At 42.3% G+C, this 14,859-nt stretch carries 11 protein-coding genes and 1 riboswitch; of the genes, 4 read left to right on the top strand and 7 right to left on the bottom strand.

Translation table 11 applies throughout. The features are described 5' to 3' along the window. Positions 1–9: 9 nt before the first annotated feature. The 3 genes from EES38_RS16360 to elyC form a co-directional block, all read right to left on the bottom strand. Positions 10–597: a TfoX/Sxy family DNA transformation protein gene (locus EES38_RS16360; RefSeq protein WP_124938291.1), complete on the bottom strand. Its 588-nt coding sequence runs from the start codon at positions 595–597 to the stop codon at positions 10–12. An 89-nt stretch (positions 598–686) separates the two neighbouring features. After that, a riboswitch (cyclic di-GMP riboswitch) is annotated at positions 687–773 on the bottom strand. 147 nt (positions 774–920) lie between these two features. Further along, positions 921–1,931 carry an HTH-type transcriptional repressor PurR gene (gene purR, locus EES38_RS16355; protein WP_124938290.1) on the bottom strand — a complete coding sequence of 337 codons (1,011 nt, stop codon included), beginning with the start codon at positions 1,929–1,931 and terminating at the stop codon, positions 921–923. Between the two features lie 237 nt (positions 1,932–2,168). Then, the gene (elyC, locus tag EES38_RS16350; protein ID WP_124938289.1) at positions 2,169–2,975 is read right to left on the bottom strand and encodes an envelope biogenesis factor ElyC; all 807 of its coding nucleotides are present in this window, start codon (positions 2,973–2,975) and stop codon (positions 2,169–2,171) included. 113 nt (positions 2,976–3,088) lie between these two features. Here elyC and cmoM point away from each other — a divergent pair, with 113 nt between their 5' ends. From cmoM to mukB, 4 genes are read left to right on the top strand one after another with little or no spacing between them, the layout of a single operon-like run. Continuing rightward, the gene (gene cmoM / locus EES38_RS16345; protein ID WP_124938288.1) at positions 3,089–3,868 is read left to right on the top strand and encodes a tRNA uridine 5-oxyacetic acid(34) methyltransferase CmoM; all 780 of its coding nucleotides are present in this window, start codon (positions 3,089–3,091) and stop codon (positions 3,866–3,868) included. Between the two features lie 13 nt (positions 3,869–3,881). After that, positions 3,882–5,219: a chromosome partition protein MukF gene (gene mukF, locus EES38_RS16340; protein WP_124938287.1), complete on the top strand. Its 1,338-nt coding sequence runs from the start codon at positions 3,882–3,884 to the stop codon at positions 5,217–5,219. Beyond that, positions 5,200–5,943, top strand: a complete 744-nt coding sequence (mukE, locus tag EES38_RS16335) for a chromosome partition protein MukE (RefSeq protein WP_166434294.1) — start codon at positions 5,200–5,202, stop codon at positions 5,941–5,943. Before mukF ends, mukE begins: the two co-directional genes overlap by 20 nt. After that, a complete protein-coding gene (gene mukB / locus EES38_RS16330) occupies positions 5,940–10,391 on the top strand; it encodes a chromosome partition protein MukB (RefSeq protein ID WP_124938285.1) in 4,452 nt (1,483 codons plus the stop codon). Before mukE ends, mukB begins: the two co-directional genes overlap by 4 nt. A 72-nt stretch (positions 10,392–10,463) precedes the next feature. Here the strand turns inward: mukB and EES38_RS16325 are convergent, their stop codons facing one another. The 4 genes from EES38_RS16325 to cmoB all read right to left on the bottom strand — a co-directional run bounded on the left by EES38_RS16325 (position 10,464) and on the right by cmoB (position 14,818). Next, entirely contained in the window at positions 10,464–11,441 is a 978-nt protein-coding gene (locus EES38_RS16325; protein ID WP_124938284.1) for an alpha-L-glutamate ligase-like protein, read from the bottom strand. Continuing rightward, entirely contained in the window at positions 11,438–12,949 is a 1,512-nt protein-coding gene (locus EES38_RS16320) for an inactive transglutaminase family protein (RefSeq protein WP_124938283.1), read from the bottom strand. The genes EES38_RS16325 and EES38_RS16320 overlap by 4 nt, the downstream gene beginning before the upstream one ends. 19 nt (positions 12,950–12,968) lie before the next feature. Continuing rightward, on the bottom strand, positions 12,969–13,733 hold the full coding sequence (locus tag EES38_RS16315) for an ATP-dependent zinc protease family protein (RefSeq protein WP_124938282.1): 765 nt from the start codon (positions 13,731–13,733) through the stop codon (positions 12,969–12,971). Between the two features lie 113 nt (positions 13,734–13,846). Then, the gene (gene cmoB / locus EES38_RS16310) at positions 13,847–14,818 is read right to left on the bottom strand and encodes a tRNA 5-methoxyuridine(34)/uridine 5-oxyacetic acid(34) synthase CmoB (RefSeq protein ID WP_124938281.1); all 972 of its coding nucleotides are present in this window, start codon (positions 14,816–14,818) and stop codon (positions 13,847–13,849) included. Positions 14,819–14,859: the final 41 nt, after the last annotated feature.

Here is a 14,859-nt window from a genome sequence, read left to right as displayed (position 1 = left end):
AAGTTATTGCTAAAGAGATTTGGTAAGTTCGTCCCGACGATCTTGTGTTATGACAGACCAGTGAATGCCTTCAATAGCGCCTTCCAGAGCCCATAGTAGCTCTAGGGATGGATCAGAAGGGGAGGTGTCCTTAATTGCACGGTAAGCTCTTACTGAACCTTGTTCAATTAGCTCGTCAACGGTTTTTATACCCGCTTTCTTCAGCATTCGCTCGATAGACAATCTCAAATTGGGTAAATCTTTGAGCCGCTGAGGTTTAGTTTGAGACTGCTGCTTTTTTTCATCTTTAGCAAAAGAGAGTGCCGCTTCGCCCATATGATAGATATTTTGCGGAGACTCCCAGTAATTGTCTGGAAGAGCGAAGTATTTTGTTACGACAGGGAACCCCTTTTTAGAATAGACATAAGGTTCTAAGCCATTATCGCTAAATTGCTTTTTCGATTTTTGATCTGCTCTTATGTGAAGTTGGTCGTTTACGACTAACGCAAACATAGTGTCATCAACAAAGATGCCAAATCCACCGAACATTGATCGAGATTTCACCTCGCCAAGAGGCTCAAACAATCTCATTGAGTCTAAAAGTATTGGTTTTTTCATTATCATCTATCTCGGTAAGTTCTTTTTCCGCCGTCACCGAATAAGGTCCGAGAAACTAGCAATCAATTGCATAGGATTTTTTCTCTGCGATTGGCAACCCCGCTACCTGTGAGTAATACTCAGTAAGGCCGGAAGCTTTGCGTCCCCACTTTTCAGTAGGTTTGCCCTAATACGTGACACAGATTTTGTGAGCGTTATCGTATCCTTAATAACACTCACTTTGTGATTCTAGTCCAATTTTTTTAGGACAGCAACTGGTAAAGATAGATTATCGGAATGGTAAGTTTTTAATATATAAGTGAAAGCTAAATATCTTATGAAATCTAACGCTTAGCAACTCTTTGAACTGAATTTCGTTCTACTATTTCTGGTTTCATCTCAAACACACGGCGTTCGTGCTCTTTGTTTTTTATTCGCTCGAGCAAAATCTCAAATGCGTTTTTACCAACACGTCTTTTCGGTTGATGAATAGTGGTTAGAGGAGGTGAAAAGTACTCAGCCAGCTCAATATTATCGTATCCAATTACAGAAATTTCTTCTGGAATTTTAACGCCTCTTTGTTGCAAACGACTCATGAGCCCGAGAGCCATTGTATCGTTGAAACAAAAAACAGCTGTAGGCTTATTGTCCATTGCCAGAATTTTATCAGCGGCTAAAACGGCGGTATCACATTCAAAGTTACCTTCCAAAATCCAGTCTTCAACAACAGGTAAGTTAGCTTCTGTCATTGCACGGCAAAAGCCTTGTATACGTTCCTGACATATTGGCTTCGATAGATGGCCGCTTAAGCAAGCGATATGTTCATGACCATGATCAATAAGGTATTTTGTAGCTAGATAACCACCTTCTTCGGAGTTATCTATGATTTTGTCACCGTGACTATTTTGAGCACCCCAATCCATAACCACTTTTGGAATATCGGTGTATGCATCCAACATCGTGAACAGTTCGTCAGTGAGATCAGAACAAATAACCAACATGCCATCAACGCGTTTTTCTGCAAGCATACGAATGTAGTCCCGCTGTTTTTCTTCAATCCCACCAGTGTTACAAAGTATTAGGGTATAACCTTGGCGATAACAATAACTCTCAGCGCCATCTATTACTTCGGAAAAAAACGGATTGGTAGATTGAGTGACCAACATACCAATAGTTCTGGTTGAATTGCATTTTAGACTGCGAGCGACTGCGCTTGGTGCATAGTTCAAGGATTTGACTGCTTCCATTACCTTTTCTTGGGTAGTTTCAGCAACGAAGCGAGTTTTATTAATTACGTGAGAGACTGTTGTCGTTGATACGCCTGCAAGGCGAGCGACGTCTTTTATTGTAGCCATATCTTCTTGTCCTATTGATTACTGATGATCATCAGCAGCACTGCTCAACATGGCCTTAATATTCAATAGTGTATAAAAAGCGAGGCCTTGAAGCATTAAAATAACAAAACCGCTCTAAAAGCGGTTTTGAACAAATATTGAATTATCGATTGATAAAATTAGACACAAGATTCTAAGCGTCGTTTAACGTTCGCGCAACCGATAAAACATAATATTGTGACAATTTGATTAATTAGATTATTGAAGCGTTGTCATTTCCTTTTGCGTCACGGTCTCTTCTTGTGTTGCTGCCCAGTTTTTCAATATTCGCCAAACCTTACCTAATCGCTCATGCCAAAATATTTCTGTTTGTTCCAGATATTGTGCATTTGGTGTGTATTTGGTCCATGGTTGCTCGATATCTTTTTGCGCTAAATAGTTGGTTGGTGCTGGTATTGGACTTAATCCAGCCTCTTCGAATTCTGTCATAGCTCTTGGCATATGAGCCGCTGACGTGACAAGCACGAGCCTCGAATTACCAATGTAGCTCGCTGTTTGGTGTGCTTCTTCCCAGGTATCACGAGCTGACTCCATCAGCACGATATCTGACTTCGCTACGCCGAGAGATAGCGCCACTTTGGCTAGCATTCTCGCGTGACTTACCGACGTGCCGCCATCGTAACCTGACAAAATCAACTTGGAACCTGGATACATTCGATTGATTCTTATCCCTTCCGTTAATCTCATTAAAGCGGTACGACTAATTTCAGAGGTGGGTGGAATGGAGTCATCCACGACGTGTCCACTGCCTAAAACAAGGATGTAGTTTATGTTACCCTCAACGGGAAGAAATGCGTGATATTGTCGCTCCAAAGGCATGAGTAAACGAGATGACACTGGTTGAAAAGAAGCTAAAAACAGAGTGACGTAGGAAATTAAAACAATAAGACAACCTGTTTTTCTTTTGCTTGTAAACATCACTAGCATCAGCCCGAGAAAGCCGATTATAAGTAAAGCTGGCATCGGCATTACCAATGCAGAGAGAATTTTTTTCAATTCAAACATAGAAAATAGCCCGAAAAAACATCAGTTGATATTAAAATCGCAGAATCCCTCTTTATTATTGCCATTCCTATGACAGAATAAACGCACGATTAGTTATCATAACTTAAACCAAAGTGACTGAAGATCGCAATTTCGACGATATTGCCCACAAATTTGCAAAAAATATATATGGCTCTGACAAAGGCGAAGTTCGCCAAGTCATTGTCTGGGAAGATTTTGAGCAAATTTTACAAACTTTTGCAAGTGATAGTTTTCCTCTTAACGTGCTAGATGCAGGTGGAGGACTGGCTCAGCTATCACAAAAATTAGCCGTGCAGGGGCATAACATAACGCTTTGTGACGTTTCATCTGAGATGCTCAGGTTAGCGGAAGACGATATTACAAAAAATGGATTAATGCAGAATTTTACTTTTGTTCATAGCTCAGTGCAGGAATTACCCGAAGAGCAATATGGATCGCGAGATTTTGTGCTTTTCCACGCTGTGATGGAGTGGCTGCAAGATCCTGAAGGGGTTTTGAAGCGATTGCTCAAATTTGTTCGTCCCGGCGGTGTCGTGTCAATTATGTTCTACAATCAGCATGGTCTCGTACTCAAAAATGCGATTTGTGGCAATATTCCGCACGTGTTAAATGGTATGCCGTTTAGAAAACGCTTTAAACTTCAACCACAGAAAGGGTTGATACCGGACGATGTCTATCGTTGGATAGAGGAAAGTGGCTTTGCAATCGAAGGCCGTTCAGGTATTCGATCTTTTACCGACTATATTGGCAACAAACAAAACATGGGTGAATACACGCATGACGATCTCATTGAATTGGAACGCATGTATTGTCGTCAGGAGCCTTTTTTATCTCTGGGACGTTACATCCATGTTTGGGCACGAAAATTATAATTTAGGTTGAGTAGTGATAGAAGTGACTCAAGAAAGACAACAAAAGCCCATAGATGAATTAGTTGATTGGGTACAAAAGAATAATTTTGCACTGAATTTGACGTCTGAGCGACTTGCATTTCTTATTGCAATTGCGGTGTTAAATGATGACAAGTTTGATGAAGAGCTGGGTGAAGGTGAGTTACACGATGCATTTAAGATTGTATCGGTAATGTTCGAAGACACTGGTGAGGCGTCCGGTTACCGAGCAAATAATGCAATAAATGAACTCGTTAACCAACGTCTCCTTCGTCGCTTTACGAGCGAGCTCAATGAAGGAAACAGTATTTATCGTTTATCTCCCTTAGCGATTGGGATTACCGATCATTACATTCGTCATAGAGAATTTTCCAAGCTTCGATTGTCCATCCAGTTGGCGATGCTGGCGGATGAAATGAGCAAAGCAAAAGAGGCGGCTGAAAACGATGGCTCGATTGGTCATTGGCAGAAAAATGTATACGGTGTCCTCAAGTACTCAGTTGCGGAAATCTTCGATCAGATAGACATGAATCAGAGAGTCATGGATGAACAACAGCAGGAAGTCAAAGACCAGATTGCTGAACTTCTGGATAAAGATTGGAGAGAGGCTATTCACAATTGTGAACATCTTCTGTCAGAAACATCCACTACATTGAAAGAGCTGCAGGATACGCTGCAGGCTGCCGGTGATAAACTCCAAACGCAAATCCTAGATATTCAAGATGCTGTTCAGGGAAAAAGTGAACTCGATTTCATCTCTGAGATCCTGTTTGCCCTGCAGATAAAACTCGATCGTATTATCAGTTGGGGTCAACAAGCCATTGACTTATGGATTGGTTATGATCGCCACGTGCATAAGTTCATTCGAACGGCAATCGATATGGACCAGAATAGAGCTTTTAGCCAACGTCTACGCGAATCCATCAATGGTTTCTTTGAACGTCCATGGCTTCTTACTTACGCTGATGCAGAACGATTACAAGACATGAGAGACGAAGCTCTAGTACTTCGCGATGAAGAAGTGATGGGAGCAGTACCTCAGGAATTGGAATTTGAAGAGTATGAAGAAGTCAGCAATCAACTCTCGGAAAAGATCGGCGATATGCTTTCTGTTCATAAAGCTGAGGGAACGCCACTCGATTTGGGACGGGTTTTAAAGGACTATCTCGCTCAGCATCCACAAACACATCACTTTGATTTAGCAAGAATCGTGATTGACCAGGCAGTAAGGCTTGGCTATTCAGAGTCCGACTTTAGAGCTATTCAACCAGATTGGCAGGCCATCAACGAGTATGGCGCAAAGGTACAAGCAAATGTCATCGACAGATATTAATGACTATATGCCAGAGAAACTGGCAAAAGCAATTTCTAACCCTTTATTCCCAGCACTTGATAGTGTTTTGAGAGCGGGACGACACATTTCCACGGATGATTTGGATAATCATGCATTTCTACTGGAATTTGAAACTGAATTATCTGTTTTTTATCAGCGTTATAACACTGAATTAGTACGAGCGCCTGAGGGTTTTTTCTATTTACGTCCACGTTCTACTTCGTTGATTAACCGCAGTGTTCTGTCTGAGTTAGACATGTTAGTCGGTAAAGTACTGTGCTTTTTGTATTTGAGTCCTGAACGTCTTGCCCATGAAGGTATTTTTACTCAACAGGAAATGTTTGAGGAATTGATGACACTTTGTGATGAAACGAAACTCATGAAGCTGTCAACCAATCGTGCTGGTGGGACTGATTTAGACAAAGAAAAACTGTTTGACAAGGTTAGAGGTTCTCTGCGACGCCTAAAGCGCATGGGGATGATCATTACTCTTGGTGATACAGCCAAGTTTAGAATTACAGAAGCCGTATTTCGATTCGGTGCCGATGTCAGAACGGGTGAGGACCCTAAACAAGTACAGTTAAGGTTGATTCGAGACGGGGAGGCGGTTGTGCATGACGCCAATACCTCACCAAGCCAGCAAAACTTACTTGAACGTCGTGAAGACGAATCAGAAGACGAAGAAGATAGAGAAGCAGCAGTACGTGCAGAGGATGAAGTATGATTGAACGCGGTAAATATCAATCACTAACAATGATTAACTGGAATGGTTTTTTTGCACGCACCTTCGATATCGATGATTTAGTGACAACCTTATCTGGCGGAAATGGCGCGGGAAAATCCACAACAATGGCTGCGTTTATCACCGCGTTGATTCCCGATCAAAGCTTGTTGCATTTCCGTAATACAACCGAAGCTGGCAGCTCTCAGGCGTCGAGAGATAAGGGGCTGTTCGGAAAACTTCAACCCGGAACTTGTTATTCGTGTTTAGATGTTGTCAATTCAAAAAAACAGCGCCTGATGTTTGTCGTGAAACTTCAACAAGTCGCCGGTCGCGATAAAAAAGTTGATATTAAGCCATTCTTGATCCAAGGGTTACCAAGTGGCACACGTCCAACGGATATATTAACCGAAACCTTGGCATCAGGTCAGGCACGTGTACGCCAATTAAATGAAGTTAAAGATGTCGTCTCATCGATAGAAGGCGTACATTTCAAAACCTTTAATTCAATCGTTGATTATCACACTCAAATGTTTGAATTTGGCGTGGTGCCAAAGAAATTAAGGTCTAGTTCGGATCGAGCTAAGTTTTACCGTTTGATCGAGGCTTCATTGTACGGCGGTATCTCCAGTGCAATTACTCGCTCTTTACGTGATTATTTGTTACCGCAGAATGGTGGCGTAAAAAAAGCGTTCCAAGATATGGAATCTGCATTGCGTGAAAACCGCATGACGCTTGAAGCAATTAAAACAACGCAAGCTGACCGTGATTTGTTCAAACACTTGATCACGGAATCAACAAACTACGTGGCTGCGGACTATATGCGACATGCAAATGAACGTCGCATTAAACTAGCGAGTGCACTCGAACTTCGCCAAGAGCTGTTGTCCTCTCAATCCACAATACTCGAACAAAATGAATTACTGCAGAGCGTAGCTCAAGAGCTTTCTGAACTAAATGAACAAGAGAGTGGGGCGGAGCTAGATTATCAATCCGCTAGTGATCACCTGCAATTGGTTCAGTCAGCGCTACGGCAGAAAGAAAAAATCGAGCGCTACCGTGAAGATCTTGAAGAGCTACAATATCGTCTTGAAGAACAGGTGATGGTTGTCGAAGAAGCTCACGAAAAAGTGATGTCGGGTGAAGAACAATTTGCCCACTTTGAAGAAGAAGTCGATAGCCTGAAAACGCAACTTGCAGATTATCAGCAAGCTCTGGATATTCAGCAGACTCGCGCCCTTCAGTATCAGCAGGCTTACCAGTTGTTGGTACAAGCAAAGAGTGATCTCAATGATGATTCACTATCAGTTGATACGATTTCAGATTATATCTCTGAGTTGAACCAACAGCAGTCTTCGTTAACTGATGAACTGCTTTCTACTAAGCATAAGCTTGATATCGTTACTGCGGCAGCGAATAACTTTGATAAGGCATTCCAATTGGTGCTGAAAGTGTATCCTGACGCGGCGCGTTCGGAAGCTAAGACGCTCGCCGAAAAGGCACTGAATGAAAAGTTATCTAATGAGCGTCTATTGGAAAATGAATCTCAGTGGCGAGATAGTTTAGTGACATTAAAGAGCCGCCTGAAAACTGCTGCTGAAGTAGTGGGGTTACGTGATCAATATCAACAGGCGCATCAAGTAGAAATTAATAATGCAGAAGAGGCTGAACTTGAGCTTGAACGGTCTTCTGCGACCGCTGATGAATTAGCGCGTTCGTTAGAGGAAGTCCGAGAAGAAAGACGTGGAGTTTCAGCGAAGATAGAACAGTGTAACTCGGAAGTTTCTGAGCTACAAAAAATCGCTCCAGCGTGGATTGAAGCCCAACGATCGCTACAACATCTGCAAGAGCAGAGAGACATTACGTTCGAGTCTCAGGCTGGTGTTCTGACCGAAATGCAGAAAGTTCTAGAGTTAGAACGAATACAAACGTCGAGTAAGGAAGAACTCTATCGCAAACGAGAAACGTTGGAGCAAGAAATTTCAAGGCTGGCTTCTCCTGGTGGCGCAAATGACCCTAGGCTAAAGGCCTTAGCTGATTCGTTAGGTGGCGTACTACTTTCTGAAATCTATGACGATATTACGATGGAAGACGCACCATATTTTAGTGCGATGTACGGTCCTGCACGTCACGCTATTGTTGTTAGTGATCTTGACGGAGTAAAAGAATCACTGAATAACTTAGAAGACTGTCCCGATGATATTTATGTTATCGAAGGCGATGTTGATGCGTTTGATGACAGCAGCTTCAACACTGAAGAACTCGATGGCGCAGTCTGTGTTCAGCTGAATGATAGACAACTGCGATATTCTCGCTTTCCTAAAATTCCTTTGTTTGGTCGAGCTGCAAGAGAACATCGCTTGGAGTTGCTGCGTGAACAACGTGATGATGTGGTTGAGTTACATGCAAAAGCGGCTTTTGACTCACAAAAGCTACATCGTCAATATCAGGCATTTAATGAGTTTGTATCTCATCATATCTCAGTCGCATTTAACGATGATCCAGAAGCGAAGATAGACATAAAACGTAAAGAGTTGTCGTCGTTAGAGCCAAAACTAAGAGCACTTGTCAGTCAGGAAGAACAGCTGAAGTCATCTATCTCTGAAAATCAAAGAGCACAAAATGCGCTAGATAAAATCATGCGTAATATTGATGGCTTGGAGGAATCAGAACTACTAATAGAAAAGCAAGCTGATCTTGAGCTAAAGCTTGAGAGAATAGACGAAGCAAAAGCATATAATCAACAGTATGGCCGAACCATTGAGTTGCTCGAGACCTGTGTATCTGGACTGGAAGTGGATCCAGAAGAAAAAGACATTTTAGATGCGCGTTATCAAAAGGCGGATGCGGAGCTACAGGAGCTTAAACGTAAGCTTTTCTCTCTTAGTAATCTATACGAACGCAGGCATCACCTGAACTATGAAGAGTCAGTCAGTCTTGCCGATCACAGTTCTGAATTAAGTGAGCAGTTAAAACAACAGTTATTAATTGCTGAAGAGCGTCGTGCAAAAGCTCGAGAAGACTTAAAAGTGAATCAACAACAGCTTAATCAATGCAACCAACTATTAGCGTCATTGAAGAGTGCTCATCAGTCAAAACTTGAGACAGTACAAGAATTTGAGCAAGAGCTTGGAGAGTATGGGGTTAATGCTGATGATTCAGCACTGGAACGCGCTGAACAGCGTAAGTCACAATTGTATGCTCAGTTAAGTACAATTCGCACACGTCGAACCGAAATAGAGCGAACAATAACGGCGACTGAGCTAGAAATGTCAGCGTTGACCAAACGACTCAAGAAAGTGAAGAAAGAGTATGGTGACACTCGGAAGTTTGTCGTTAATGCAAAAGCTGGCTGGTGTGCAGTACTGAAACTTGCGAAACAGAACGACGTTGATCGCAGGCTCAATAAGCGTGAGCTTGCTTATTTGAGCGCCGATGAATTGCGTTCTATGTCAGATAAAGCATTGGGTTCATTGCGAATCGCCGTCGCTAATAACGAGATCCTGCGGGATGTATTGCGTCATTCGGAAGACAATGCGCGTCCAGAGAAGAAAGTGCTGTTCTATATCGCTGTATACCAGCATCTGAGGGAGCGTATTCGCCAAGATATCATTCGCACTGATGATCCGGTTGAAGCTATCGAAGAAATGGAAGTTGAGCTCGCTCGTCTAACTGAAGAATTGAACCAGAGAGAGATGCGTTTGGCGATTAGCTCGGACTCTGTTTCCAGTATTATTCGTAAGACGATACAGCGTGAAGAAAACCGTATTCGAATGTTAAACCAAGGCTTGTCTAATATCCATTTTGGTCAGGTTAATGGTGTAAGGTTAAATGTGAAAGTTCGTGAAAGTCACGAAACGCTGCTTTCCAGTCTCGCGGAACAACAGTCACAGCATAAAGACTTGTTTGAGAGTGCCAAGTATTCTTTTTCTGAAGCGATGGCCAAACTCTTCCAACGCGTCAATCCTCACATTGATTTAGGACAGCGTTCACCACAAATCTTTGGTGAAGAACTACTCGATTATCGAAATTATCTGGAGCTAAGCGTTGAGGTAAATCGTGGCTCGGATGGTTGGCTACAGGCCGAATCAGGTGCGCTTTCGACTGGTGAGGCGATTGGTACCGGTCAGTCGATTCTTCTTATGGTTGTACAAAGCTGGGAAGAAGAATCACGCCGCTTGAGAAGTAAAGATATCGTACCATGTCGATTGTTGTTCCTGGATGAAGCTGCGCGCCTAGATGCTAAATCGATATCCACGCTATTTGAGCTGTGTGATAGGCTCGACATGCAATTACTTATCGCGGCACCAGAGAATATCAGCCCAGAGAAGGGGACGACCTACAAGCTGGTACGTAAAGTATTTAAGGACCGGGAACATGTTCATGTTGTGGGCTTAAAGGGCTTTGGCAGCAAATCAGAAAGTCAGGTAGGAGAACCTCAGGTTCACTAATAAAAAAGAGGAAGCAACTGCTTCCTCTTTTTGTTTTCTCATCCGTATTTATAAGTCAGATAGATATATCTATTATTCCAGTTCGGACTCTACTTTAAAATGCTTCATTGAATAGGCTACACGTTCTTCAACTGAAGGGATCTGATAATCAGCACCAAGTTTCTCTATCTTCTTAAGCCTTGGTAATAGTCCCGCACCGTTGGCAATTTGAATAGCTAAACCTGGACGAGCATTCAGCTCAAGCACCATAGGGCCTCTGGATTTATCTAAAACCATATCAGTGCCCATATAACCAAGGCCTGTCATTTCCCAGGCACTGGAGGCTAATAGGAGTAACTTCTCCCAATGGGGAACTTCTAGCTCAGCCAGTTTCCGTTTTGTGTCTGGATGTTCAGTTACGGGTTGACCGAACTGGACTCCTTTAACAGCTTTACCTGTCGCCATATCCAAGCCTACACCGACAGCTCCCTGGTGAAGGTTGGCCTTACCATCTGATGCCGCTGTAGAGAGTCGCATCATGGACATGACCGGGAAGCCTTTAAATACGATGACACGTACATCAGGAACACCTTCATAGCTAAAACCATCAAAGCAGTCATCAAACTGAATCAGGTTTTCCACCACCGCAACGTCATTCTTGCCACCGAGGGAGAAGAGTCCCGCGAGTGCATTACTGATGTGTCGTTCAACGTCATCACGGCTGATTGTCGCCCCAGAGGGCTTTACATAGGTATTTCCATCATGGCTGGTAACAACGAGGATGCCTTTACCACCGCTACCATGAGCAGGCTTAATTACGAAGCCAGGCCAGTTCTTGACCATGTCATGAATAGATTTAACCTGATACTGGGTGGTAATGACACCAATTAACTCAGGGACATTGCAGCCTGCTTGCTCAGCAATAATCTTAGTTTTTAGCTTGTCATCAACCAGCGGGTATTTTGAGCGATCATTATATCTACCAATATAACTGTGGTTACGCTTGTTCATCCCCAATATTCCCTTTTGCGCGAGTTTAAAAGGGGTGGTGTAACGACTCAAACCTATCATAATTCGTCCTCAGCTAATGCTTTAAAACGTTTTAGTTCACTAATGCGATAACCAGTGTAGGTACCGAGAAGGAGGATAAACGATAAGACAATCAACTGAAGTCCAATGAAGTTAAAGGTCAAATGCTGAATATAACTATTAGTCATACCCAAATAAACCAAGATTGCAGTAAGAAGAGAGCCACCACCTTGCAGCATGACTTCTTTTGCCCCTTCTTCTTCCCAAAGAATAGACATACGTTCAATAGTCCATGACAGGATAATCATAGGGAAGAACGTGATGGTCAGACCCTGAGTGATTCCGAGCTTAAAGGAAAGCACGGTAAACATAGAGATGATAAGAATTACCACAATAATGACAGCAGATATTCGAGCGACCAGCAGTAAGTTTAGCCTCGAGAGGTAACTTCGAATGATCAAACCCGTACCGACAATAAGTAAGAAACCGATGATACCAGGGAGAAGTTGAGTCTGTACGAAAGCAACCGCAATCAATACAGGCATGAAGGTACCGGATGTTTTCAGGCCCACAATTACCCTCAGGAAAACCACAATCAGTGCACCGATAGGAATGAGCATAATGGTTTTAAACATTGCTTGCTCTTCCAGTGGAAGACTGTGGATGGATAAGTTGAGCAGATTGTCTGCACTCACTTTACTCGTCGTCGCCTGATTTGCTGATACATCTTGCTGTATCATACTGAATTGGACTCGGCTGTGTTGACCACCAATAACATCTAATAGTGAGACATTAGATTCATCCCAGATTAGCAGGTTCGAATTTTCGCCCTGATTACCAGTAGTCGGATCAAATAGAACCCATTTAGAACCGTTCCAAACTTGGTTCATTGGTTCTATTGCTTGTCTACGACGACCATCTTCTAGCTGAAGAACGCCAATGATTTTATTTGGAATGCCAGCGTATGACAGGATCTTCTCGATAACTTGGTACTTTTCTTGTTTATCAAGAAGTAACTGGGCACTTTGACTGTTGGTGTCATTAATTGCTTTGATTAATTCTCTGGTGAAGGTGACATCATCAGACGATCTTTCTTCAGCTTGTTGAATTAACGATTGGGCAGCGACAGCTTCAGGGCCATCAAAAGAGGGGGCTTCGACAGGATCTTTTGGAGCATCTTTATTTGCTACAGCATTCGGGTCAACTAGAAATTGCGCTTTGTAGTAGATGACCTGTGGACCGTCCGCCTTACGAATGGACCATTCTGCTCGGCGACTATTATCTTGGTTAATATAAGAAACACCATAGCCTGGAGAGGACGCCGACTCATTCAGAAGAGTAAAACCATCCTGAGTTTCCGGGGCTGCTAATGAAACTTTTACTGGCTTACCTAGTGCGCCAAACTCGACCCGAGCTTCTACTTCCCACACTTTTTTAGTTTCGCCCGGAGTCCAAGGGACTCCGTAAGTAATGTGCCTGAAAAGTGTCAGATATACACCGAGCACGATCAGGGCGACAATCGAAATATATAATGGAATCCGAGATGTCATGCTAAAAACCTATATTTTATTATTTAGTATTATTCTTTTTCGTCTGAGTTTTTGCGTTCTTATTTGTGTGAATATATTCCTTGCTCACATCGACTAGCGCTATGTCTCGAATAAATTCTCTTCCTAATAAAATTGGGTGAGACATTTGAGAACGATCAGCTAGCGTAAATTCCGTTTTTTCGTGAATATCACCGACAGTAACCCAAAGTTTAACGACGATACGTTTTTCACCATCTTCGTTGGACGCTTGTTTAATTTTAACGTTCCTTACGACTGGCGCTTCAATCCACTCTTTTTTCTCATCTTTATCATTGGCAATATGGAAACGAACCCATTCTTCACCATTGCGCTCGAAGCTCTCAATATCTTCGGCATTGATCGATGATGTTTTGGCTCCTGTATCTACACGTGCATCGAGTGTTTTATTCACGGCGTCTATTGTCACTTTTTCTACTGAACCTAAAACAACTTCATGCTCAGGAATTGGTGCAGCCGCAGATTGAGTTTTATTTGTGATTTTAATTGTTTGACTACTGTTTCCCATATAAGTCAGCGAATTTAATTTATCGACTTGTTGTTTTAACATGGAAATTTCATATTCCAAGCTATCAATATAGTCGGTTTGATTATTAAGTTTGCCTTCTAAATTGGTAATACGATCGCCAATTTTATTTTCTGATGTTTCAATGGCTTTTAATGTTGCCTTGTGATATTGCTCAGCATTCATAGCTGAACAGCCCATTAAGGAAGTCAGAACCACCGCAACGCTAAATAGTTTTAACATTGATTGCCTTACTATTTTTCCAATTGAATTGATGCTTTACTACTTACGAAGATTATCTTCAGTGGTATATAGCGTACCCTGTATATCATTCCTGATAGTTAGCGTTTTGTAAATTATGGTTTACGTGCGATTAAAATTGCTCGCCTTGGTGCAGGATAACCTTCAACCGTTTTAGTTGGATCATCCGCATCAAGATATTCAGGTAATGAATTATTTTTCATCCATTCAGTCGAACGTTGTTCTTCAACCGAAGTGATATTTTCATCAGCAATAGTAACATCAACAAAACCACATTTTTCTAACCATACTTTAAGCGCTTTAGCAGAAGGAAAAAAGTAGACATTTCGCATTTGCGCATATCTATCGAAAGGTACGAGTACCTGATTCTCATCACCTTCGATAACCAAAGTCTCAAGAACAAGCTCTCCTCCTGAAACTAACTGATTTTTCAACTGCATTATATGATCCAGAGGTGACCTGCGGTGATATAAGACACCCATACTGAAAACAGTATCAAACGCTTCTAACTCTGGTAACTGTTCTATACCCAAGGGTAATAGCTGAGCTCTCTGATCATTACCCATTAATTTTCGGATCGCTTCGAACTGCAAAAGGAAAAGATGAGAGGGATCAATCCCAATACAAAGCTGAGCACCTTCGCCAAGCATACGCCACATGTGATACCCATTTCCGCAGCCAACATCGAGGACTTTACGGTATTTCAATGGGGATATGTGTGGCATTACACGGTCCCACTTCCAGTCTGAGCGCCATTCCGTGTCGATATGAATATCATGGATGTGGTAAGGGCCCTTGCGCCATGGGTGGAATGTTTTTAACAGATTTTCGATTTTGTTTTTCTGAGAAGACGAAATTGGTTCGATACAAGATAGTCGAACTTCGTCTTTCAACTCGATATTATCGGGTTTGAAGTCCGGAAGTTTGTCCAGAGCCTTTAACCATCTTTCAAAATCGCCATGATCCTCATTTTGCCAGGCTGTCAATTGGCCAGGCAAGATGTTTAACCATGGTTGTAAAGCTTGGTCTTCAGCAATCAGTTTATATATATTTGAAAAGTTGAACATCTAAGCGTGTCCTGATAAATGTAAATTTAGCCTATTACTTT

It is taken from the genome of Vibrio viridaestus (genome assembly GCF_003856525.1).
GTDB classification, from domain to species: Bacteria; Pseudomonadota; Gammaproteobacteria; order Enterobacterales; family Vibrionaceae; genus Vibrio; species Vibrio viridaestus.
Note: the sequence above shows the minus strand (reverse complement) of the source record. Positions and strands in the feature narration are given on the sequence as shown.